The organism is Glaciimonas soli (assembly GCF_009497155.1).
GTDB classification, from domain to species: Bacteria; Pseudomonadota; Gammaproteobacteria; order Burkholderiales; family Burkholderiaceae_D; genus Glaciimonas; species Glaciimonas soli.
The window spans coordinates 489133-512408 of the sequence record NZ_WINI01000007.1 but is presented as its reverse complement, the minus strand read 5'-3'; the positions used below and the strand labels follow the sequence as shown (position 1 = coordinate 512408).

The window sequence follows — 23276 nt, the reverse complement described above, 5'->3', positions numbered from 1 at the left end:
CTAAAACCACAGGTGGTGATGCGAGCGCACTTGCCACCTATGGATTAGCGGAATTAGCTTTAATTTTAGATGTTGCTATCAATGAATGCTGTTAGTTGGCTTTTTGACAGGGCACCAACTTTTTGTGCCGCAGCAACGCCATTTTTAAACAAAATCAAGGTTGGAATGCCACGAATACCGTGTTTTCCAGGAACTGTCTGGTTTGCATCGACATCAATTTTAGCGATTTGAATTTTGTCGCCGTAATCTGTAGCAACTTCTTCCAGAATAGGCGCAATCATCTTACATGGACCACACCATTCGGCCCAAAAATCAACCAGAACCGGTTTGTCTGATTTAAGTACATCTGCGTCAAAAGATGCGTCGGTAACGTGTTTAATATTGTGGTGGCTCATAGTTTCCTCAAAGTGAGGGGAAAAAGAATGATTGAGTGCCGAGACGTTTTATCCATCGTATTTACTACTTTACGGACATCTGCGGCGGTTGTTCCCCTATTCTAGTGAATAAATGGGGACGTCGTAGTTTTCTTCAAGTATTTTGTGGATGGTATAAGAGGTATTGCGGCGGGAAATTCATTGAATCATAACCGATTTTAATAAAAAGTGGTGATCATGGTTTTATTTTTGTATTTATTTTTCTTGCATACTTCCGCATATTCCACAGCCGCTCACCGATTGCTCGCATAAAATGTGGCGTATCCGCCGCAAAATGCCCATCCTCCGTTGAGAGTTCCATGCCAAGTAATGTAATCCACATTAACCCGTCGACTACCTTCTGGCGAGACGTCGCACGCGCACTATTGGCTGCATGCCACGATGAACCTGTCGGTGCCAGTAATAGTCGAGATTGTTCCAATTGGCGTGTAATAGTACCTACCTTCGCCCATGCTCAACAGTTAAAAGCAGCATTAGCGGCAGAGCTGGGAGGGGTTTTTATTCCGCCCCGTATTTCAACTTTATCGACATGGTTAGAAATATTACCGCCTTTATCACGGACTGCCGCCGTCAGTTCCAGTAGCGAACGCTTGATGCGTCTGTACGCGGAGCTACGACAACACGCCTGGTTGAAAAAACTATTCTCTGCACGACGCAATACGGATCTGCTGCCATTGGCACAAACTTTGTTGGCGTTGTCCGACGAGTTGACGCAAGCCTTGTTGCCATCATTACGGGGCGCTAACGGTTTAGACAACACGGAAGAGCTTGAACAGCGTTGGCAACATGCGTTGGAACAATTATCTCCGGGTGCCAGAGAATTGCTTTCGGATGAAGCGCAGTTAGTCTGGTCGGTGTGGAAAAGCCAGTTAGATAGTGATGACGCCATTGCCGTACGTTTTGAAAAATTGCTGCAGTTAGCGCAGTACGCTGATGCCCCGTTGGCATGGATCAGTTCAGTGGCTCCTGAGCCGATGGAGCAAGCATTTTTGGATGCTTACGCTCAACATCAAACTGTGCGACAGATTACGTTGGATTGGCACTCTGACGCGTTTGCACCAGCGTATCTATCTTATGTAAAAGCGTGGCCAGAGATGATCGCTAAAGAAGATGATTATCCAATTGTGGCTGACGATTTATTTTCGATCGCGCCATCAAACTCACTCGATGCGCCTACTGGAATTGCTTTGTGTTCTGCGCAAAGCATCGAAGACGAAGCGCTGCAGGGTGCGCAAACTATACTCAACTGGCTTCAACAAGGTAAAACTCAGCTTGCCATTGTGGCGCAAGATCGTGTTGTTGCGCGCCGCATGCGCGCATTGCTGGAACGCGCACAAGTACATGTAGCCGATGAAACCGGTTGGAAATTATCGACAACGCGCGCTGCGTCAGCATTGGCAAGCTGGTTTGATGTGATCACACAACGCGGCGACACCAGCAGTTTGTTAGATTTGTTGAAGTCACCTTTTGTGCTGGCCGAATTGCCACACAAGGCAACACATGTAATGACGATAGAAACCACTTTGCGCCGCGCCAATGTGAGTAGTGGGTGGAGCGCCATCAGCGATGCATTAGCAGCACGACCAGCAGAACAAAAAATCGTCGCGATGCTGGCACAGCAGGCCGCTTTATTCAGCGGTCGCAAAACCTTGCGCGCCTGGATAACTGCAACCAAGAGTTTGGATGCATTAGGTTTGCCAGTTGCTTTACTAGCTGACTCCGCAGGCCAGCAGATTATGCAGATGCTGGAAAACATTACTCCGCATGTTGACAATACGGATGAGGATGCCACGGAATTTTCATTCGCCGAATGGCGTGCATTAGTCAATTTGCAATTGGATGACACCAGCTTCATCACTACCAACAACGATAAACGGGTAGTGATGCTGCCGCTCAATGGTGCGCGCATGCGTAACTTTGATGCCGTGTTATTGGTCGGTGCAGATGCAGATCATTTGCCGTCGCAACCGAAAGAAACGCTGTTCTTTGCCAACACCGTGCGCCGTGAACTAGGCTTGATCACGAGAGAAATCCGTCAGCGTCAACAAATGCGCGATCTGATGGAGTTGCTGGCGATGAATAAAGAGGTCGTATTGTCATGGCAGGCACATAAAGATGGTGAACCGAATCCTGTCAGCCCATGGTTAGAGCGATTGGAATTGACGCTCGCACAAAATGGATGGCCAGAATTGCCGAAACACGTGGCCGCCATTGCAGAGCGCAGTTTGCCAGCGCACATGATGCAAATGCCAACGCCCGTTGCCAGTATCTTGCAACCGGAGCGATTGTCATCCAGTGGTTACAGCAGTTTTATTGCCTGCCCTTATCAATTTTTTGCCACGCGTATGTTGGGTCTGGCATCGCTGGATGAGTTATCCGATTTGCCTGAAAAACGTGATTACGGCGGATGGTTGCATCAGATATTGCAGACCTATCACGAGCACCTGCGTGACCATCCTGTTCCGAATCTACAAGAGCCACGAGAAGCGTTGTTGCGTGATATATCAACACAGCATTTCGATAAAGTCATCGCCAAAAATCCTGCAGCACTTGGTTATTTCGTGCGCTGGCAAAAAGTAATTGCTGCTTATGTGACCTGGGCTAACGAGCGCGAAGCACAGGGATGGAAATTTATTCTGGGTGAAGCATCTTATGAAAAGCCACTCGCTTTAGAGCACGGTGAACTCATGTTGCATGGTCGCATTGATCGCATCGATGAAAATGCGGAGGGCGAACGTTCAGTGTTGGATTACAAAACCAACAGTGTGGTGGTTTTGAATAAAAAACGCAGTGATGATGAAGATCATCAATTGGCGTTTTATGGATTGTTATCGGATGTTCCGGTAGTGAGTGCACATTACGTCGCATTGGAAACAACCAAAGACAAATGCGCCGATGTCGAAGCACCCGACTATGCGCATGCCCAACTAGCCCTGGCGCAAAAAATTAAACAAAATATGCAAGACATCGCCAATGGCGCACCATTGCCGGCGAACGGCGCGACGTCAGTATGTCAATACTGCGATGTACGTGGTTTATGCCGTAAAGGAGCATGGTAATGCATGGCGAACTTAATGACGGTAATGAAAGTAACGTAGCAATGGCAGAGAACACGATCGCTTATCCGTACCAGATGAACGGTGCGCCAGTCGAAGCGCAAGATTTCACAAACGCCGCTTGCGATCCGCATCACTCAGTGGTGGTGGAGGCATGTGCAGGTAGTGGAAAAACCTGGCTATTGGTGGCACGTATGCTGCGCTTGTTATTGGCGGGAGCAGCGCCATCCGAATTGCTGGCGATTACTTTTACCCGTAAAGCCGCGCAAGAAATGCGCGAAAGATTATTGGAATTACTGCACGATTTGGCTTTGCAGCCAGAACAAAATGCGCGTCAATTATTGCTTGAACGCGGTATCGGGTCGCGCGATATTGCCGCAACCATGCCAGCTGCACGGTGTTTATATGAGCGTGTACTCGCCAGTCCACACAGTTTGTCGATAGATACATTTCATAGCTGGTTTGCGCGCTTGTTGCAGATTGCGCCACTGTCTTCCGGTGTGCCACATGGATATTCTTTGACTGAGAAAACGGGGGAGTTACTGGCTGATGCCTATCGTCGCTTTATGCAGCAGTTGCATCAAAAAGATAACGCTGAAATCAAACAGGCGATGGTGAGTTTGTATGAGCAAGTGGGCGATTTCAGTGCACGGAAATTATTGGATGCATTTATCAGCAAACGTGCCGAATGGTGGGCAGCCACGCAAAGTGATGCTGATCAGCCGCTGCAATGGTTGATCGAGTTGTGCGGTGATGACGTCACGGTTGATGCAAGACTGTCTGTGTGGGCGAATGATGGGTTAGCAGCACGCATAAAAAATATCGCCTGGTTGTTAGGTAAAGGCTCTGCGAGTAATCAGGAAAGTGGAACGTCAATTGAAAAAGCCTACTCTGATGGCGCTGCTATTGAGAATTTTGACGCCCTGTGGAACGCATTTTTTACTGGAGCAGGAGAGCCTAGAAAAATCCGTAAGACCAAGGATTTATTAAAAGCGTTAGAAACGAATATTGGTGCGGATGGTGAGCGCGTCTTTGACGAAGAATTTAAGGAAATTTGTGAAGCATTCAGCAGATTGCGTCGGCGTAGTTTTGAGCGCAATGTTTTAGCGTTGAATCAACATCTCTTCATCGCCGGTAATGCGTATCTGGAAACTTACCAAACCATCAAAGCTGAGCAACGCGTATTAGATTTCGCCGATCTGGAATGGCAAGCCTATCGCTTGCTGACTAATCCAGAAAGTGCTGCCTATGTGCAAAGCCGCTTGGATACACGTTACAAGCATATTCTTCTGGACGAATTCCAAGATACCAATCCGCTGCAATGGAGCATCGTTCGGGCCTGGTTAAATGCCTACGGCGAAGATGCTGATCAGCCTAGCGTGTTCGTCGTGGGTGATCCCAAGCAATCGATTTATCGCTTTCGTCGTGCTGAACCACGGGTGTTTATGGCGGCGCGAGATATATTGCAACAACAGGGCGCGACGGTTTTGCGAGCGAACCAGACCAGACGCAATGCGAGGGGGATTATTGACGTTTTGAATGCCAGTTTTACCGTCAACCCGTTATTCTCGGCACAAACTACCCTAGGAGAGGATGGCGGTGCAGTATGGCGTTTGCCCTTGATTACGCAATCTGAACCGGCGCCGAGTGCAGAACAAAGCGCAGAGCAAACCGGGCGCAATCCTCTGACCACAGCACGTGATGAGGAGGAGGACGCGCGACGTTTGGATGAAGGTCATGCCATCGCACGGGCTTTGATGGAAGTGCGGCGAACTTTGCGCGTCAAAGACGGGGGAGGCACGCGTGCGGCAGATTGGTCAGACATCATGTTGTTGGTCAAAAAACGTACCCATCTGAATGCATACGAAGCGGCCTTGCGTGATGCGCAGATTCCGTTTATGTCAGATAGACGTGGCGGCTTATTGGAGTCTCTGGAGATTTCTGATCTGATCGCTTTGCTGACTTTTTTGATCATGCCAGACGATGCCCGAGCGTTGGCGCATATTTTGAAATCGCCGATTTTTTCTGCCGGCGACGATGATTTGATACTGCTTGCGCAGCGCGATGAACACGGCTGGTGGCCGCGTTTGCAAGCGCTCGCACAAGAGGACTGTGCATCGGAGGCATTGCAGCGTGCTGTGATATTGTTGAGACAATGGTTGAAGTTGGCACCACGGATAGCGGTGCATGATTTGCTGGATGTGATGCTGCATCAGGGACAGTTGCTGGAGCGCTACGCGCAAGTGGCTACTGAATTAACACGTGATCAGGCGACGGGAAATATTCAAGCATTTGTCGAACTCGCTTTAAACATGGATGCCGGGCGTTATCCGAGTCTGCCAAAATTCATCGATGCGCTACGTACTTTGCAAAATAACGCAGAAAATGATGCCCCGGATGAGGCCAGTATTACGGCGGCAACTGATGCCGTGCGGATTCTGACTGTCCATAGTGCCAAAGGATTGGAAGCGCCAATCGTGGTATTGGTAGACGCCAATCATAGTGATCCGGCGCGAGATGACATCGGTATTCTGTGCGATTGGCCACAAGATGCTGAAGCGCCAGTACATTTTTCTGCCTTCGGCCGCAGCGCAGAACGCGGCGCGGCGCGGGATGCCATGTTCGCTGCGGAAGAGGGCTATAAAACCCAGGAAGACTGGAATTTATTGTACGTGGCAATGACCCGCGCCAAGCAGCTATTGATAATCAGCGGTGTTGCGGACAGACGAGGTGATGCCAGTGCTGGCATGAAAGAGGGGAGTTGGTATTCACGCCTATTGGCGGTCCCGGAATTAGTATTGAATGAAAATGCGGACAATGCGTCGCTGATGCCATCAAGTTCTGATGAACACTTCAATATTGCGGTTTTCGATCCACCGCAATTGCCGTTAGCGCCGTTGAGCGCAGTCGATGGTATGGCAGAAGCACCGCGTTCTTTCAGCAATGCCGCGATAGATGAGGGCATTGCTTTGCATGCGTTGTTGGAGCGACTCACTCAACAGAGCCGGCAGCAAAATCAGTGGCCTATCAAGGTGCCGGATGCCACAACCATTGCGCGTTGGTTGCCTTGTTCGCTGGAATTGGCAACGATAGTGCAGCAGCAAGCTACGGCGGTGCTGACTCAGCCGTCACTGGCGCATTTTTTCGATCCTTCTCTACATGTCGCTGCGCGAAATGAAATGGAGGTCATCGCGGATGCCACTTTATTACGGTTTGATCGCGTGGTGATTTTTGAAGAGGAAGTGTGGATATTGGATTACAAGCGCCAATTATTGGATGGCGAGCGGGCGGCATATCAAGCCCAATTAGCGGGTTATCGTAAGGCAGCGGAAAATGTTTTCATTGGCAAAGTATTAAAAACAGCGGTGATAACCGCTGATGGTGCTTTGCATGAACTAGGTTAGCTTGAGCATCGTAAATGTTGTTGATGTGGTATTTTTCATGTTGAAAATCAGGTTGGGTTGCTTATTCTCATAAAAATGCCTGAGCAAGAAATTGTTCAAACATATGGAATTTTTCCTGCACCGATCACGCGCTATACGACTGCCAGTTTGATCAAAGACTTTAGTAAAACTATCAAATGCAACTAAGTTGCACTATAATCTTGCTTCTGCAACTGGGTTGCAATCTGATTTCAAGACAATAAATAAAATGCCAACAACTTCCTCCTCTGAGAAAAAAAATCGCCCCAGCATATTGGCGCGTTCCGCATGGTTTAGGCTGATGCTGGTGTTGCCAGTGTGCGTGCTGTTTTGGCTGGGAGTATGGTGGGCGCTGGCAGGAACTACCGGGCCTATGCAATGAAGTCGGCGGTCACACTTCACAATGTAACGGTCGCGTATCGTCAACATCCGGCGTTGCATCACATTAGCGGCTGCTTTGAGCAGGGATCGTTGACGGCCATCATCGGCCCTAACGGCGCAGGAAAAAGTACGCTGCTAAAAAGTCTGTTGGGTTTGGTGCGAATTGACAGCGGCCATGTTGATATCAGCGTAACGCGGAAGCGCATTGCCTATTTACCGCAGCAGGCTGAGATTGACCGCGGCTTTCCGATTTCGGTGATGGACTGTGTGTTGCTCGGTTATTGGCAAAGCGCCGGTTTATTTGGCGGTATCAGCAAAGCCATGGCGGAAAAAGCCGAAGCCGCATTACACGCAGTTGGTCTGGATGGCTTTGCGGAACGTTCAATCGGGACGTTATCGGCAGGGCAATTTCAACGGGTTTTATTTGCCCGTATTTTATTGCAAGATGCGCAGCTGATTTTGCTAGATGAACCGTTTAATGCGGTCGATGCTAAAACCACTGACGATCTGCTCGCCGTAGTGCAATCGTGGCACGTGCAAAAGCGCACGGTGATTGCAGTCTTGCATGACAACGAACAAGTGCAACGCTATTTTCCGCAAGCCGTGTTGTTGGCACGTTCTTTGGTGGCGTGGAGTGATACTGCAACAGTACTGACCGCAGAAAACTTACGTTTGGCTAAAAACATGCCAGAGGCGCAGGACCCTAACGCGCCATTTTGTCATACCGATCATGTCGACACTGATCACACGCATTCAGAAGTGAAGGGTTGAGCATGAGTTTTTTCCACGGTTTGAATTTATATGATGTGGCTTTCGCGCCATTTCAGGAATTTGCTTTTATGCGTCGTGCCTTGATCGGCATTTTAGCTTTGGCACTCTCTAGCGCGCCGTTGGGTGTGTTGCTCACTTTGCGTCGTATGAGTTTATTCGGCGATGCGCTTAGTCATGCGGTGTTGCCAGGGGTGGCGGTCGGTTTTATGCTATTTGGTTTATCGTTGCCAGCACTCTCCATCGGCGGTTTTTTAGCCGGTGTGATTGTCGTAGCGATTGCGGCGTTAATTAGCCGCCATACCGATTTGAAAGAAGACGCCAGCCTGGCATCGGTCTATTTGGTGGCATTGGCTCTGGGTGTGATGCTGATATCTGTTAACGGTTCCAAACTGGATTTGCTGCATATCTTATTTGGCAATGTGCTGGGTGTGGACAGAGATGGATTAGTTCTGGTCGCTGGCGTCACCACAGTGAGTTTATTAGTTGGAGCATTACTGTATCGCGGTCTGGTGCTGGAAAGTTTTGACGCCTCATTTTTAGCCGCGTGCGGCTCCAAGGGCGGGCAGGGCGGTCGTGGGGCGATGTATCAACAGCTATTTTTAATGCTGGTGGTACTTAATCTTGTGGCGTCATTTCAGACACTTGGCACTTTGATGGCGGTAGGTTTGATGATGTTGCCAGCAGTGTCTGCACGACTTTGGCATGACACGTTACCGGCGCAATTATTAAATAGTGCGGCGCAGGCAGCTGCGGCCGGTTATATCGGTTTGCTGGTGTCGTATTACACTTCGACGCCTTCCGGTCCGACCATCATCGTTTGCGCAGGGGCGTTATATTTACTTTCTCTGTTAATTGCGCCGCGTGGCTGGTTACCGCAGTTATTACGTCGGCCGCATCGTTTGGGTTGAGTTTTATTCTAGGGGGAACCCAAAACAGCACGGGGTATTGCATTTTTCTCACGGTCTTATGACGCAGGTATCTGTGGCAGGAAAGGTTGGGGTGAGCATCTCATACACTAATTTCTTTCTTTTTTAGCCCCACCTTTTCTGAGAAAAAATGCAATACCCTGCGCTGTTTTGCGAAAGTCCACCATCTAAAGGTTTTTATGTCGATTTTTAAAAAGCTGTTACTGGCCCTTTTGTTGCTCATCAGTAGTGCAACAATGGCAGCAACAAAAATCCCCGTAGTCACCAGTTTCTCCATACTAGGCGATATCGTCAGCAATATCGGCGGCGACCGTGTTGAAGTCACAACGTTGGTTGGCCCCGATGAAGATGCGCACGTTTACGCAGCGACACCGAAAGATGTCAGAACGCTGACACAGGCCAAGCTGATGGTGGTGAATGGTTTAGGGTTTGAAGGCTGGATGCAACGTTTAACTGATGCTGCAAATTACAAAGGTATGTTGATCGTTGCCAGCAATGGTGTGCCGGCACGCAAGCGTGCTCTGGATGCAAATCATGAACATGAGCACGAGGGCGAGGCTGCATCCGATCTGGACCCACATGCCTGGCAAGATCCGACCAATGTGATGATTTACACGCGTAATATCGTTGCAGCGTTAAGTAAAATTGATCCTGCGGGCGCAGCGGTCTATCAAAAAAATGGTGACGCGTATTTGTGCGCACTGACAGAACTCGATACATGGGCAAAAGCGCAATTTTCCCAGATTCCTGAAGCACGCCGTAGTGTGATTACATCACACGATGCTTTTGAGTATTTTGGCTCCCACTTCAAAATTCGATTCTTAGCGGCGCAAGGTGTTTCCACGGACAGTGAACCTAGTGCCAGAGATGTCGCCATGCTGATACGTCAAATGCGTCAGCAAAAAATCAAAGCCTTGTTTTTCGAAAATATGAGCAATCCAAAGTTGCTGCAGCAAATTGCTAACGAAACGGGTGTCACACCGGGCGGTAAGCTATATGCCGATGCACTGTCTAAGGCGGATGGGAGCGAGCCAACCTATTTGCGTATGATGCGATTTAATGTTGAACAGATTTTGGCTGGATTGAAGAAAAACCAATAGTTCACCACCGCAATGCGAACATAGATTAATACTGCTGTTTAGTTCTTACCAAAGATCATCATGAAACCTAATCTACTTATTCTTAGCTACCAACTTGATCAGCATTTGGCGCAGATTGCCACCGATTTTCATGTGTTTTATGCGCCGACAGCAGAGCAACGCGCTCAAACAATCGCTGCAAATGGCGACAAGATTCAAGTGGTACTGACCATCGGCAGCGTTGGTCTCACTGCAGCCGAAATGGCACTGATGCCCAACTTAACCCTGATCTCTGCTTTGGGTGCCGGTTACGAAAATATTGATATCGCCGCTGCACGTGCGCGTGGCATTGTGGTGTCAAATGGTGCTGGCACTAACGATGCCTGTGTTGCCGACCATGCGATGGGATTGTTGCTGGCGGCAGTGCGTGGAATACCGCAATTGGGTGTCGCGGTGCATCAAGGTATCTGGCGTACGGCATTGCCGCTGCCGCCCAGCGTTTCTAACAAGCGGCTGGGCATAGTCGGATTAGGCACTATCGGTAGGCAAATCGCCAAGCGCGCGGCGGGTTTTGATTTAGAGATCGCTTATCACAGTCGTTCTGTGCGTGAAGACGTTAGTTTTGAATATTTCGACTCGTTGCTGAAGCTAGCGCAATGGGCAGATTTTTTGGTGGTGGCGACGCCGGGTGGTGCAGGCACCAAACATTTGATTAATCGAGAAATACTCGATGCTTTGGGACCGAATGGTGTGTTGGTTAATATTGCGCGCGGTAGCGTAGTCGATACTGAACAGTTGGCGCAGGCTTTACGTCAACACCGGATTGCAGCAGCGGGATTGGATGTGTATGAAAGTGAGCCAAAACCGCCCGAACAATTGCTGCATCTTCCGAATGCTGTTTTGACGCCGCACGTTGCCGGATGGTCGCCGGAATCGGTTGATGAAACCGTGCGCTTATTTTTGGACAACGCACAACGTCATTTTGCCGGGCAGCCAGTATTGACACCTCTGTAGGCTAATGACAGCCCCTGCCATGACTACCTAAATTGGCAGGGACATCGTCTTCCATTGCCGCCAAACCTTGCAAGATGCCGCAATCTTTTGCAGCTTGAACACTATGGCATTGCGTGCGCAGTTGTTTCAACTGCAACTGCAGCGCTTTCAACTCCGCAATTCGACCTGCTACGTGGCCAATATGGCGATCCAGAAGGGAATTGATTTGTTCGCAATTTTCCCCCGGAAGATCGCGAAATTGCAACAAACTACGAATTTCATCCAGCGTCATGTCCAGCGAACGGCAATGCCGAATGAATTGCAAGCGTTCCACATGCGTGTCGCCATACAGCCGGTAATTACTCGGTGAACGCGCGGCAGCAGGCAATAAACCTTCGTGCTCGTAATAACGAATGGTTTCAATAGGGCAGCCCACTTGCTCCGATAACTCACCGATTTTCATTGTGGTCGTCATGTTTGCTCCAACTATGTTGCTTCAACATGGTGATTTTACCTATTTTTGCTTGACTCTGTAGTAGCTTCAGGGTTTTTAATAGTGGCTATCATCACAATGCATGCAAGGAACATCTCATGAGCAGTTGTCAACATGACCATCAGCATAACCATAAACATGATCACGATCACGATCACGATCACGATCACGATCATGCGCATAGCCATGAACATGCAGCGTCTGCCGTTGCGGTAGTTGCACCTCCGGCAGTGCTCGCGAACGGCAGCGCCGAAGCAGTTTTCCTGATCCAGAAAATGGATTGTCCGACTGAAGAAAAATTGATACGCGATCGCTTTAAAAACATGGCGGGAATAGACGCTATGCAATTCAATTTGATTCAGCGTGAATTAACGGTACAACATCGCCTGCCGTCAGTGGACAGCATTATCAGCACTTTAAAAGCGTTGGATCTTGATCCCGCATTGAAGTCAGATACCTTGACCGGCAAGCTGACATCGGATGACGAGCACGCAAATTTCGCCATTCCGCGCCGTAAATGGTTGTTGATGGCTGTCTCCGGCATTGCCGCAATAAGCGCAGAAATAGTGGCGTGGACCAGCGGTAATGAAACCTCGATCTTTGTGATTATCCTGGCGCTGCTGGCGATTTTTACCGGTGGTCTGGATACTCTCAAAAAGGGCTGGATTGCCTTGCGTAATTTTTCGCTCAATATGAATTTTTTGATGTCGCTGGCCGTAATCGGCGCGGCGATTATCGGTCAATGGCCGGAAGCTGCAGTGGTGATTTTCCTGTTTGCGTTGGCTGAGATGATAGAAGCCTTATCGCTAGACCGTGCGCGCAATGCAATCAAAGGATTAATGGCAATGGCCCCGGATATGGCGACGGTGCAAGCTGAGGACGGTAGCTGGCAAGCAATCGCCACACCACAAGTAGCCATGGGAGCATTGGTGCGCGTCAAGCCGGGCGAACGGGTACCGCTGGATGGCATTGTGATGGCAGGGCAGACTACGATTAATCAGGCCCCGATTACGGGCGAAAGCATGCCTGTTATTAAGCAAGCGGGAGATCATGTGTTTGCCGGAACGATTAACGAACGTGGCGCATTTGATTATCAAGTCACCGCACTGCAAGCCAATTCAACCTTATCGCGCATTATCAAAAGCGTACAGCAAGCGCAAGGCCAACGCGCGCCGACACAACGTTTTGTCGATCAGTTTGCACGCTATTACATTCCAGTGGTGGTGGCATTAGCAATTTTGGTGGCGGTGCTGCCACCATTGTTGATGGGAGTCGCATTTTATCCATGGCTCTACAAAGCGTTGGTTCTGCTGGTGATCGCCTGTCCCTGCGCGTTGGTGATATCAACACCCGTGACGGTAGTCAGCGGCTTGGCGGCTGGCGCACAACACGGCATCTTGATTAAAGGCGGCGTATATCTGGAGATGGGGCGCAAGCTAAAAGCATTGGCATTGGATAAAACCGGCACGTTAACTCTGGGTAAACCTGTGGTGACCGATACGGAATTGGTTACGTCACAAAATACGGCAGATCTCAGTTTGTTGAAACGTCAGGCGGCAAGCCTTGCCAACCGTTCTGATCATCCGGTTTCTGCTGCAGTTGCTGCCGATTGGAAAGCACAAAAAGCACACGATGCTTTATTCGACGTGAGTGATTTTGAAGCACTGATGGGTCGTGGTGTAAAAGGGGAAATCGACGGCCAGGTTTTTTACCTGGGCAATCACCGCATGGTGCACGAAATGGGTATTTGCGGTGACGAATTGGAAGCCCAATTGGATGCGTTGGAAAGTCAGGGGAAAACTACGGTCGTGCTGTGTTCTACGACACAACCTTTATTAGTTTTGGCCGTTGCCGATACCGTACGCGACACTAGCGTGGAAGCGATTGCCCAACTGCGGGCACTGAATATTGAAGCAGTCATGCTGACTGGGGACAATCCGCATACAGCGCAAGCCATCGCTAGCAAAGTCGGAATTACTGATGCGCGTGGGAACTTGCTACCGGAAGATAAATTGCAAGCGATCAGCGAGATGCATGCGCAGTATGGAAATGCGGGCAATGTCGGCATGGTCGGTGACGGCATTAATGACGCACCAGCTTTAGCGAAAGCCAATATCGGTTTCGCAATGGGTGCAGCCGGAACTGATACGGCGTTGGAAACCGCAGATGTCGCCTTAATGGACGATGATTTGCGTAAAATTCCAGACTTTATCCGCCTTAGCAAAAAGACCCATAGTGTGCTGATGCAAAACATTACTTTGGCACTGGGAATCAAAGCGATATTTTTAGTGCTGGCATTGACTGGTGAGGCAACTTTATGGATGGCTGTGTTTGCCGATATGGGTGCAAGTTTGCTAGTGGTGTTTAATGGTTTACGTTTGTTGAGAGCGTTGAAATGATGGCTGTAAATATACGAGAAATGCTGGCAATAGATGCAGTTGAAGTTTCTGCTCTTTTGCCAGATTTGGGATACGCCGCCAATCCAGGCCAGATTGCCCAACGCTTTAGCCAATTAATGACGCGCCCGGACAACGTCTGCTTTGTTGCGTTGTACGAAGACAAAATTGTCGGTTGGTTACATGCGCATGGCGTGCGGCTTCTGGAAAGCGACGGTTATGTGGATATTGGCGGCTTGGTGGTTGCCGCGCAATATCAGCGTAACGGGTGTGGCCGTCGACTGATACGCGCAGCCGAACAGTGGGCAGGTAATCATGGTTATTCCCGTGTTCGTTTGCGTTCAGGTGTGCATAGAGAAGATGCGCATGTGTTTTATGAAGCATTGGGCTACAAGAAATCAAAAGCCAGTTATGCGTTCGAAACGCATGTAGAAACGCAGTGTTGAACTAAGCACCCAACACGTTAATTCTTATATCAGCCAAGCTGACCACCTGACCGGCGCGAATTTTGCAGGTTTTGCGCAGTTCAACTTTGCCATCTACTTTTACGACGCCATCAGCAACGATGGCTTTACCAGCGCCACCACTATCGCAGACACCGGTTAATTTGAGAAGCTGGTTGAGTTCGACGTATTCGCCGTCAATAATAAATTCAAGTCGTTGCATTAAAAATCCTGTTGGTTCAGTCGGGAATAAATTTGGGAAACAATCAGCGCTGTAGGCTGTAAACTTCAGGTCGCGGGCGTCGCTGCTACCGCGATGGTCTTAAGTTGCAATTCTGCTTTATCGAGCCAGATATCGAGGTTATCCAGTAAGTCTTTTTGACTAAACGAGCAGCTCTCTTCCGTGAACAAACTACCTGCTTCCAGCCGGCCGAGAATATCTTCTGCAACCTCTGCATAACGCGGCGGTAGCGTTGTCAATTGCACCAGATGACTACGCCAGAGTTGGCAAATACCGGCAATAGCTATCTGGCCATGCCGTAATGAGGAGAGAGCGCTTCGTAATTCTTGCAGTGACTGTGTGGCTTGCATAGTAGTGAAATAAAGAGAGTTATTGCGCCATTCCAGCCAGCACGAATATGCCAACGATGGACAGGTAAGCAACGAACCAGACCGCCGAACGGAAACTAGGTTTGTCTGTTAAATAAAATGCGGTATAAGCCAGACGTGCCGCGATGAACACTAAAGCCAATATATTCAAGGGTGTTTGCGCCGCGTGAACCTGCTGAGCAATGATCACTGCTGCAGCAAAAAACGGAAATGCTTCGAAGTGATTACGATGCGCATAATCGGCGCGGCGTCTAAATCCAGATTGTTTTTCCAGCCATGCGCGCGGGTCATGATTGTCATCGCCACGCCCGCCCACTTTTGCGAAGCTCACAGTAAGAATGGGCATTAAGCCGGCCAATAGTACGCACCAATAAGCAATCGTCATAATTTCTTTTTTCTTTATTTGTTGATGTTACATGGTTTGCCATTCTCTCTCACTTGTGAGAGAGGTTAGGGAGGGGAGATATTACTGTTATAAAGTTTGTGGACTAAACGTATCACAGGAAGAAACCTGCCCCGTCGACAGACCTTGTTTGAGCCAACGCGCGCGCTGCGCAGAGGTGCCGTGGGTGAATGAATCCGGCACTACCCGACCTTGCGCTTTCTGTTGGAGTGCATCGTCACCAATGGCATTGGCAGCATTAAGCGCAGAATCGACGTCGCCAGGCTCTAACCACTTGTGCGCCTGATTGGCATGGTACGCCCAGACACCTGCCAGACAGTCGGCTTGTAATTCGACGCGCACCGAGAGCGCATTTGCTTGTGCTTCTGTAGCACGTCGTTTGAGGTTATCAACCTGCGCCATGACTCCCATCAAATTTTGTACGTGATGACCGACTTCATGTGCAATGACGTAGGCTTGCGCGAAATCTCCAGCGACATTAAAACGTTGCTTCATCATTTGGAAGAAACTCAGGTCCAGATAAACTTTTTTATCGCCGGGGCAATAGAATGGCCCCGAAGCAGTTTGCCCGGTGCCGCAAGCCGTGGGAGTAGCGCCAGTGAATAAAACTAATTTTGGCGCAACGTATTGTTTGCCGCTTGCCTGGAAAATCTGCGTCCAGACATCTTCGGTGCTACCCAAAATAACTGAAGAAAACTTGGCAGTTTGATCATTGGCAGGAGGGGCGTGGGCGGGTGCTTGCTGACTTTGTTGCGGCATGCCGCCGCCACTGAGGAAGTTGATGATCGTGACAGGACTAATGCCAAAAAAATAAGATCCAACCAATGCAATGACAATCGTACCAATACCGATAGAGCGGCCGCCAAAACCACCGCCACCACCCGAGCCGCGTCGATCTTCGACGTTATTGCTTTCCCGATTGCCTTCCCATTTCATGATGCGCTCCCTGCGTTATGTAATCGTTGTGTCATGAATGATCGAAGTGATCAAATTGTAATGGCGTTGATTTTAACGGAATATGATACTTGTAAGGAAGGTCGCATGCAGATAAAGGCAGTACACTGGATTTGAAACTTTTTATGCAGTGCTCTTGCCCAAGGAATGCCCTACGAAATAATTAATTAACAAAGAGTGCCTATGACTACCCTGAAAATATCCGGCGTTAAACTGCGCCCGCTAGAACGCGAAGATTTGCGTTTCGTCCATCAGCTCGATAACAATAGCAACATCATGCGCTATTGGTTTGAAGAGCCGTATGAAGCCTATGTTGAATTGGTCCAGTTATATGATAATCACGTTCATGATCAGACTGAACGTCGGTTTATTCTGCAAAGCGATGATGGTGAGATGGTGGGGCTGGTTGAGTTGGTTGAAATCGATCACATACATCGACGGGCAGAATTTCAAATCATTGTGGCACCGGCTGCGCAAGGTAAAGGATATGCGGAGCGAGCTACCAGGCTAGCAATTGAATATGCTTTTTGCGTACTCAATTTGCATAAGTTGTACCTATATGTGGATAAAGAAAATAACAAAGCAATTCATGTCTACAAAAAATGTGGGTTTGCGTTGGAATGCGAATTGAAAAGCGAATTTTTCGTCAACGGGGAATTTCGTAATGCTATTCGGATGTACATGTTTCAGCCGGAATATTTGGCAACAAGACAAAAGACAATGCATTCATAACGGTAGTGCAATTAGAGAAAATTTAAGAAAGATGCATGTATGGCCTCAGTAGACGACATAGTAAAGAAGCAAAAACCGGGTGCGGCATTCGTTATTTCTGCACCTATGTTGGGTTTGGAAATAGAGGAGTTTGATACGCTCGCAAACATCTGGATCAAAGATGGCGGTTCAGGTTTTAAGATGATTGGTGTGCCACATCGAAAAGTGATAGATGGCGAATTTTTAATAGATAGAATCACAGTCGTTAAAGAAGAATAGCGAGTAAATTTTGTCTATTGAAGAAAATGTAATCAAGGACGAGGTACTGTCACGATCGCAGTTGGAAAAACTGATCAAGTCGCGCGTTGAGCAGAATGCTGAGCCTTTTATTTTTGAAGAGTGCGATTTTGCAGAAGGCGATTTCTCGCGTCTGGATTTGAGCGATAGCAGCTTCAAACGTTGTACTTTTATGGATGCGTCTTTCTACGCAGCCGTGCTAGAGCGCACTTCGTGGCAACGTTGCAGAGCAGGATCTGCCAATTTTGAAAATGCACGTTTGAGCGAAGCAAAGTTTACCGCCTGCGATTTGAATAATACTAAGTGGCGCTCAGCACGCTTGGCTGAAACGGCTTTTGATGGTTGCAAGCTTACCGGCGCAAATTTTGAAGCTTGTACCGGGATTGCTCTGACGTTTAAAGATAGTCTGCTGATCAGCGCGTTTTTACGCAATCTCTCCTTTCGTAAAACCACGATACAGCGTGTTGATTTCGCCGAAGCGGATTTGGCACATTGTGATTTTCGTGATGTAATTTTTGAAGAGTGCAGTTTACGCGACGCACATATGAAGTTTGCTCGTTTTGATGGAGCAGATTTGCGGCAGGTAGATCTTGGTGGTTTAAAGCTGAACGACGCCGCGATGTTCCGTGGTGCCGTGATCTCTGCTTCGCAAGCGACGCAGTTATTGGCGGAGTTGGGAATTCATGTGATGTAAATAAACTCCCTTCTCACCGAGGTAAGAAGGGGGAAAATTAGTGATTAGTCCCGTACCGGCGCAATCATTTCCACATATTCATATAACGCCCCCAGAATTTCTTCGCCGCGCTCATCGGCGTTTTCTGATAGCGCATCAATCGCAGCAAAAAAATCATCAATATTGCGCGCACCACCTTCACCATCGTATAAGCGTGCTGCCCGGTGTGCTTCCCAGCGTTCTGCTTCTTCGTCGGAGAGCGTTTGCGGGAAGTTGCGGGCACGGTAGCGGAACAAAATTTCTTCCAGGCGTGGATCGTCGAAATTCGGTTGTGCGGTGGCAAGTTTTTGCGGCGTCATGGCACGCAAATCGGCCAGTTTGCGCTTATCGCCATTACCAATAAAACCACCGTATAAATCTTCATCTACATCTGGCGTTGCTTCTGTCGGGCGCTGAAATACCTGGCGCCATAACGCACTTAAATCGGGTGATTGTGCAGCGATGTCTGCATGTTTTAAGGCTAATGCGCGGTCAATCCCCCAGCGTTCAGCCATTTCAGGTGACAAGGTTTTCAGATTGCTGATTACCATCGGGGATTTATTCAGATGCACCGATTTCAGCGGCAAACGTGTCATGCCTTCTGGCAGATCCGCGGTTTTGCTAAACAAACGGGTACGCACAACTTCAGGATCCAGGTCGAATAATTCGCTAGGATCATAAGCAAGATTCCATGCCAATATTTCATTCTTATTGGTAGGATGTACGCCGAGCGGCCACATGATGGCGATGCAACCTTGCTCGGCAGGGAACATGCCTGAAATATGCAAAAACGGTTTTGGAGCAGTTAAACCTTGTAATCCAATTTCGCTCGCAGCCCGGTCTTTTTTATGCAGAGCCAGGCAGAAATCAAATAATTTCGGTTGTTGTTGGCGGATTAATCGCGCCAGGGCGATGGTTGCCCGTACGTCGGATAATGCATCATGCGCAGCTTCGTGGATCAGGCCGTTGGCGGCGCTGAGCAGTTCTAATCGAAAACTAGGCTTATCCCCTTTATCTTTGTCGAGCGGCCACTGTATCCCCTCAGGGCGTAACGCATAGGCGGTACGCACTACATCGAGCAAATCCCAGCGCCCACAATGATTTTGCCATTCACGGCCATACGGATCGATCAGATTGCGCCAAAACATGAAGCGTGTGATTTCATCGTCAAAGCGGATAGTGTTGTAACCGACACCTATGGTTCCAGGTTCTGAAAACGCACGTTCAATCTCGGCAGCAAATTGCCATTCGGGAATGCCGCGTTCCAAGCATTGCTGTGGTGTGATGCCAGTGATCAGACAAGATTGTGGATCAGGTAAAAAGTCCGTCGCCGGCTGGCAGTACAACATGATGGGATCGCCGATTTGATTTAGCTCTGCATCAGTACGTATCGCCGCAAATTGTGCAGGACGGTCGCGCCGTGTCTGAATGCCAAAAGTTTCGTAGTCGTGCCAAAGAAAAGTGTGATTAGTCATTAAAAATGCGCATTAAAAATAAGCTTGGGAAACAGTGTGAAAAGTGAATGATTTATTAAATATGCTGCGCTGCTAAATTGTCATTATTCATTATTTTTGTGTATTTACAACGGCAGTGTAAATCAGTTTTCTTGTCAAAATTTGCATATTTAGCCCTTTAAATTCACAAACCGTATAACTGCTATGGTGAATCGAAAGTGGCACATTTTGGTGCAAAGAGTATTCTGATGATGCGGTGCACCAATCAAGTGCTCGCAATTTTAACCCCATGCACCACAGTGGTACTCATTTTGGTATTTCATGCGCGGTAAAACAGACAAGGACACTTATCATGACTACATTAACTGCAAATTCTTCACATCAACAAATCAGCGTCGTTGCTGCTATCTCGACATTCATCAAGCGTTTGGGCCACTCATTTGAGCAATCAAACACTGCGCACAACGAAGCGTTTTTGGCTGAAGCTCGCGATTTATCAGATTTAGAGCACCGCATTCGTCACATTGATCGTAGCAATATCCAGAATGAAGCGTGGTTGCGCGGTTTCTAATGACTGTTCTTAAATAGTAATCAGCAGCACAAGTAGTAAAAATATTGCCGATATGACGGCCGGCTACATTGGTAGCCAGCCGAGGTTGCAACATGTTATTGATGCTGTTCTTTACGCATCATTCTGATTCGGCCAGCAGCGAAAAATGTTCGACTGTTGGCGGCACAGCAAAAAATGGCCCGATGATCGCACGCCATTCAGCAAATGCTGGCGACTCGCGAAAATCCATCGTGTGATTTTCCAACGTTTTCCATAAAATCGTCAGCACATAGCGCTCTGGCGATTCAATTCCCTTGTGTACTTTAAATCCAGAAAAGCCTTTGGCTTTGCTGATAACGTCTGCGACGCCGCGTTGAATGGCTGCGTCAAATTCGGCTTGTTTACCGGGTTGAATGCGAATATCGGCGAGTTCTAGAATCATGATTTTCTCAATCTGAATAGGGTGAATTCCCGTTGTGCAATGTATGCAGCGTTATCACCAACGTTTAGCAATGATAATGATGGGTCGCTGCTGCATGCGTAATGCAGCAGCGACCCATCGTACTATTCTGCCCGGTGATTAGCGTGCACCCATGAAATCAAGCTTCCCGATTTCTACGCCGTTGTGACGCAAAATGTTATAAGCGGTGGTCACATGGAAGAAAAATTGTGGCAAGCCGTAATGCAGCAGAAATGCCTGGCCATTTAATTTTCTTTCTTTCGGCGTACCCGGACGCAGAACCACTTCCAATCCTTCTTTGCCGTCTATTTGCGCTGCCGAAAAGCCGTCGAGCAATGCTATTGTTTTCTTGATGCGCGCTTGCAATTCCGCAAAATTTTGTTCGCTATCTTCGTATGCCGGCACTTCAATTTCGGCCAGACGGGAGGGTACGCTCTTCGCAAAATCGGCAGCTATTTGCACTTGACGTGTTAATGGGAACATATCTGGGAATAAGCGTGATTGTAAGAAAACGCTAGGATCGATTTTCTTTTCAGTGGCGTGTGCTTCAGCTTTTGCCAGCACGTCACTTAATGCACTGAGCATTTGTTTGAAAACAGGGACGGAGGCGCTGTACATTGAAATGGTCATGATGATTCCTTTAACAGGGTGGGTAAGATGGCTAAGGTGATGCTGCTTTGGTAGTTTTCAAGCATTATGCCTGTCTCCGCAAGCGGATATATTCAAATGCATTGTTCACGATGAAAATTTAATATTTATCTTGTCTAAGTCATTAATTTTTGTCAGAAATACACATTTGCTATGACTTCTCTGTAAATGCTATCGGGGCGATGTATGAACTCTCATACATCGCCCCGATTTTTGTTTGCAGTACTAATTTTTACGCAAATGTCAGATAGTTATTTTGCCCAGCCATCTTTCAAGGTCACAGTCCGATTAAATACCGGCTTACCTTCCACGCTATCGACACGGTCAGCGACAAAATAGCCATGACGTTCAAATTGAAATTTATCATCTGGCTTGGCGGTTGACAAGCCGGGTTCCAGATACGCAGTGATGCATTCTTTCGCATTTGGATTCAACGCCAGTTTGAAATCTTTGCCGCCAGCATCGGGATGTGGGTCGCTGAACAAGCGGTCATACAAACGTACTTCCGCTTCTAACGCATGTGCTGCGCTGACCCAGTGTATGTTTCCTTTAACTTTATAGTTGGCACTGCCTGGCGTACCGCTTTTGCTATCGTCAAAATAAGAGCAATGGACAGCGGTGATATTGCCGTCAGCATCTTTGTCAAAGCCAGTGCATTCAACTACGTAACCATGACGCAGACGTACACGGCTGCCGGGCTTGTCATCGATAGGCGGGAACAAGCGGAAATAGCCTTTGACGGGTGTTTCCATGAAATCTTCTTGTTCTATCCACAGTGTTTTGCTGATAGGGAAATGGCGTAATGCAGTCTCATGTTCCGGATGTGCCGGCGGGTAAATCGGCGCATGGCAAGCAACCGTTTCACCTTCTGGGAAATTGTCGATCACCAGCTTCAACGGGCGCAGCACAGCAGTGGCGCGTGGTGCTTTTGGATCGAGATCTTCGCGCAATGCACCTTCAAGCGAGCTCATATCTATCCAGCCGTCGGATTTTGTGACGCCGCTGCGTTCGCAGAATAATTGTAGCGATTCGGGTGTATAGCCGCGACGACGGATACCGACTAAGGTTGGCATGCGTGGATCATCCCAGCCGTCGACAATTTTCTCGTCGACCAGTTGGCGTAATTTACGCTTGCTAGTGACCACGTATGTGACGTTGAGGCGAGCGAATTCGTATTGATGCGGTACCGGTTTTTGGAAGAAACCGCCGCCACTGAGTTTGTCCAGTATCCAGTCATAAAATGGACGGTGATCCTGGAATTCCAAAGTGCAAATCGAATGCGAAATATTTTCCAGCGCATCTGAAATCGGATGGGTGAAATCGTACATAGGATAGATGCACCATTGATCGCCGGTGCGATGATGATGTGCATGACGGATGCGATAAATCGCGGGGTCACGCATGGTCATATTGGGCGATGCCATGTCGATTTTGGCACGCACCACATGTTCGCCATCTTTGAATTCACCTGCTTTCATGCGACGGAACAGATCCAACGATTCTGCCGGTGAGCGAGTACGAAACGGCGAGTCTTTGCCGACCTCACCAAAATTCCCGCGGTTTGCCGCCATGTCTGCGGCGCTTTGGCTGTCGACATAGGCTAAACCGGCTGTAATCAAATATTCTGCCATTTCATATAACTTGTCGAAATAATTACTGGCGAAATACAGATGTTCGCCAGTACTGTCGTTCCAGTCGAAGCCTAACCATTTGACGCTGTCGATGATGGTGTCGACATATTCTTGTTCTTCTTTTTCTGGGTTGGTATCGTCAAAACGCAAATTGCAGCGGCCAGCGTAATCGCGCGCCAGACCAAAATTGACGCAGATCGCTTTGGCGTGACCGATGTGCAAGTAGCCGTTTGGTTCCGGTGGGAAGCGCGTCACCATAGGAGGGAGCGGTTGACCTTGGCTGTCTTGACGATTGGCATACACACCTGCGGTCAGGTCGGCTTCTATGATGGTGCGTAGAAAGTTGGATGGGGCGGGGATGTTGTGGCCGTTAGTGGGGGCGTTTTTGTGGTCTGTGCTCATGGATGGCTTTTTCGTCAAGCTTTGTTGAATTTTAGATGTTTACATTTTACC

Annotated in this window: 23 protein-coding genes; 13 read left to right on the top strand and 10 right to left on the bottom strand. The window is 48.5% G+C overall.

Annotated elements, in window-relative coordinates:
• Positions 1 to 65 precede the first annotated feature (65 nt).
• Positions 66 to 395 (bottom strand): thioredoxin TrxA, encoded by a 330-nt coding sequence (gene trxA, locus GEV47_RS14510; protein WP_153235459.1) that lies wholly within the window; start codon positions 393 to 395, stop codon positions 66 to 68.
• Positions 396 to 733: 338 nt separating this feature from the next.
• On the opposite strand from trxA, the gene GEV47_RS14505 reads away from it, so the two are divergent.
• The 7 genes from GEV47_RS14505 (at position 734) to GEV47_RS14480 (ending at position 11083) form a co-directional block, all read left to right on the top strand.
• Positions 734 to 3493, top strand: a complete 2760-nt coding sequence (locus tag GEV47_RS14505; RefSeq protein WP_153235458.1) for a PD-(D/E)XK nuclease family protein — start codon at positions 734 to 736, stop codon at positions 3491 to 3493.
• A 41-nt stretch (positions 3494 to 3534) separates the two neighbouring features.
• Positions 3535 to 6894 carry a UvrD-helicase domain-containing protein gene (locus GEV47_RS14500; RefSeq protein WP_153235672.1) on the top strand — a complete coding sequence of 1120 codons (3360 nt, stop codon included), beginning with the start codon at positions 3535 to 3537 and terminating at the stop codon, positions 6892 to 6894.
• 247 nt (positions 6895 to 7141) lie between these two features.
• The gene (locus GEV47_RS19400) at positions 7142 to 7294 is read left to right on the top strand and encodes a hypothetical protein (RefSeq protein WP_194270670.1); all 153 of its coding nucleotides are present in this window, start codon (positions 7142 to 7144) and stop codon (positions 7292 to 7294) included.
• Positions 7291 to 8064, top strand: a complete 774-nt coding sequence (locus GEV47_RS14495) for a metal ABC transporter ATP-binding protein (RefSeq protein ID WP_153235457.1) — start codon at positions 7291 to 7293, stop codon at positions 8062 to 8064. Before GEV47_RS19400 ends, GEV47_RS14495 begins: the two co-directional genes overlap by 4 nt.
• Positions 8065 to 8066: 2 nt before the next feature.
• Positions 8067 to 8972, top strand: coding sequence for a metal ABC transporter permease (locus tag GEV47_RS14490; RefSeq protein ID WP_153235456.1), 906 nt, complete (start codon positions 8067 to 8069; stop codon positions 8970 to 8972).
• A 254-nt stretch (positions 8973 to 9226) separates the two neighbouring features.
• The gene (locus tag GEV47_RS14485) at positions 9227 to 10090 is read left to right on the top strand and encodes a metal ABC transporter substrate-binding protein (protein ID WP_407646250.1); all 864 of its coding nucleotides are present in this window, start codon (positions 9227 to 9229) and stop codon (positions 10088 to 10090) included.
• 60 nt (positions 10091 to 10150) lie between these two features.
• A complete protein-coding gene (locus tag GEV47_RS14480) occupies positions 10151 to 11083 on the top strand; it encodes a 2-hydroxyacid dehydrogenase (RefSeq protein ID WP_153235454.1) in 933 nt (310 codons plus the stop codon).
• 1 nt (position 11084) lies between these two features.
• Here the strand turns inward: GEV47_RS14480 and cadR are convergent, their stop codons facing one another.
• Positions 11085 to 11537, bottom strand: coding sequence for a Cd(II)/Pb(II)-responsive transcriptional regulator (gene cadR, locus GEV47_RS14475; RefSeq protein WP_322741652.1), 453 nt, complete (start codon positions 11535 to 11537; stop codon positions 11085 to 11087).
• Between the two features lie 116 nt (positions 11538 to 11653).
• On the opposite strand from cadR, the gene GEV47_RS14470 reads away from it, so the two are divergent.
• Together GEV47_RS14470 and GEV47_RS14465 are read left to right on the top strand one after the other, a co-directional pair.
• Positions 11654 to 13954: a heavy metal translocating P-type ATPase gene (locus tag GEV47_RS14470; RefSeq protein WP_153235453.1), complete on the top strand. Its 2301-nt coding sequence runs from the start codon at positions 11654 to 11656 to the stop codon at positions 13952 to 13954.
• Complete coding sequence (locus GEV47_RS14465; protein ID WP_153235452.1) at positions 13951 to 14397, top strand: GNAT family N-acetyltransferase; 447 nt, start codon at positions 13951 to 13953, stop codon at positions 14395 to 14397. The genes GEV47_RS14470 and GEV47_RS14465 overlap by 4 nt, the downstream gene beginning before the upstream one ends.
• Before the next feature lies 1 nt (position 14398).
• Here GEV47_RS14465 and GEV47_RS14460 read toward each other — a convergent pair whose 3' ends face one another.
• From GEV47_RS14460 to ypfJ, 4 genes are all read right to left on the bottom strand, one after another.
• Positions 14399 to 14617 (bottom strand): RNA-binding S4 domain-containing protein, encoded by a 219-nt coding sequence (locus GEV47_RS14460; protein ID WP_153235451.1) that lies wholly within the window; start codon positions 14615 to 14617, stop codon positions 14399 to 14401.
• Positions 14618 to 14682: 65 nt separating this feature from the next.
• Positions 14683 to 14985: a hypothetical protein gene (locus tag GEV47_RS14455; protein ID WP_153235450.1), complete on the bottom strand. Its 303-nt coding sequence runs from the start codon at positions 14983 to 14985 to the stop codon at positions 14683 to 14685.
• A 19-nt stretch (positions 14986 to 15004) separates the two neighbouring features.
• Positions 15005 to 15388: an MAPEG family protein gene (locus GEV47_RS14450; protein WP_153235449.1), complete on the bottom strand. Its 384-nt coding sequence runs from the start codon at positions 15386 to 15388 to the stop codon at positions 15005 to 15007.
• Positions 15389 to 15475: 87 nt separating this feature from the next.
• Positions 15476 to 16342, bottom strand: coding sequence for a KPN_02809 family neutral zinc metallopeptidase (gene ypfJ, locus GEV47_RS14445; RefSeq protein WP_153235448.1), 867 nt, complete (start codon positions 16340 to 16342; stop codon positions 15476 to 15478).
• A gap of 201 nt (positions 16343 to 16543) precedes the next feature.
• Between ypfJ and speG the strand changes: the two genes are divergently transcribed.
• Genes speG through GEV47_RS14430 form a run of 3 tightly spaced genes read left to right on the top strand, consistent with a single transcriptional unit; the run spans position 16544 to position 18062 of the window.
• Complete coding sequence (gene speG / locus GEV47_RS14440) at positions 16544 to 17092, top strand: spermidine N1-acetyltransferase (protein ID WP_153235447.1); 549 nt, start codon at positions 16544 to 16546, stop codon at positions 17090 to 17092.
• 39 nt (positions 17093 to 17131) lie between these two features.
• Complete coding sequence (locus tag GEV47_RS14435) at positions 17132 to 17350, top strand: hypothetical protein (RefSeq protein ID WP_153235446.1); 219 nt, start codon at positions 17132 to 17134, stop codon at positions 17348 to 17350.
• Between the two features lie 10 nt (positions 17351 to 17360).
• Positions 17361 to 18062 (top strand): pentapeptide repeat-containing protein, encoded by a 702-nt coding sequence (locus GEV47_RS14430; RefSeq protein WP_153235445.1) that lies wholly within the window; start codon positions 17361 to 17363, stop codon positions 18060 to 18062.
• Between the two features lie 44 nt (positions 18063 to 18106).
• Here the strand turns inward: GEV47_RS14430 and sbcB are convergent, their stop codons facing one another.
• Positions 18107 to 19555, bottom strand: a complete 1449-nt coding sequence (gene sbcB, locus GEV47_RS14425) for an exodeoxyribonuclease I (RefSeq protein WP_153235444.1) — start codon at positions 19553 to 19555, stop codon at positions 18107 to 18109.
• Between the two features lie 331 nt (positions 19556 to 19886).
• Here sbcB and GEV47_RS14420 point away from each other — a divergent pair, with 331 nt between their 5' ends.
• Positions 19887 to 20105, top strand: a complete 219-nt coding sequence (locus tag GEV47_RS14420; protein ID WP_194270669.1) for a DUF3563 family protein — start codon at positions 19887 to 19889, stop codon at positions 20103 to 20105.
• 118 nt (positions 20106 to 20223) lie between these two features.
• Here the strand turns inward: GEV47_RS14420 and GEV47_RS14415 are convergent, their stop codons facing one another.
• From GEV47_RS14415 to GEV47_RS14405, 3 genes are all read right to left on the bottom strand, one after another.
• Positions 20224 to 20526 carry an antibiotic biosynthesis monooxygenase family protein gene (locus tag GEV47_RS14415; RefSeq protein WP_153235442.1) on the bottom strand — a complete coding sequence of 101 codons (303 nt, stop codon included), beginning with the start codon at positions 20524 to 20526 and terminating at the stop codon, positions 20224 to 20226.
• A 138-nt stretch (positions 20527 to 20664) separates the two neighbouring features.
• Positions 20665 to 21174 carry a DUF1993 domain-containing protein gene (locus tag GEV47_RS14410; RefSeq protein WP_153235441.1) on the bottom strand — a complete coding sequence of 170 codons (510 nt, stop codon included), beginning with the start codon at positions 21172 to 21174 and terminating at the stop codon, positions 20665 to 20667.
• 269 nt (positions 21175 to 21443) lie between these two features.
• Entirely contained in the window at positions 21444 to 23225 is a 1782-nt protein-coding gene (locus GEV47_RS14405; RefSeq protein ID WP_153235440.1) for a glutamine--tRNA ligase/YqeY domain fusion protein, read from the bottom strand.
• Positions 23226 to 23276: the final 51 nt, after the last annotated feature.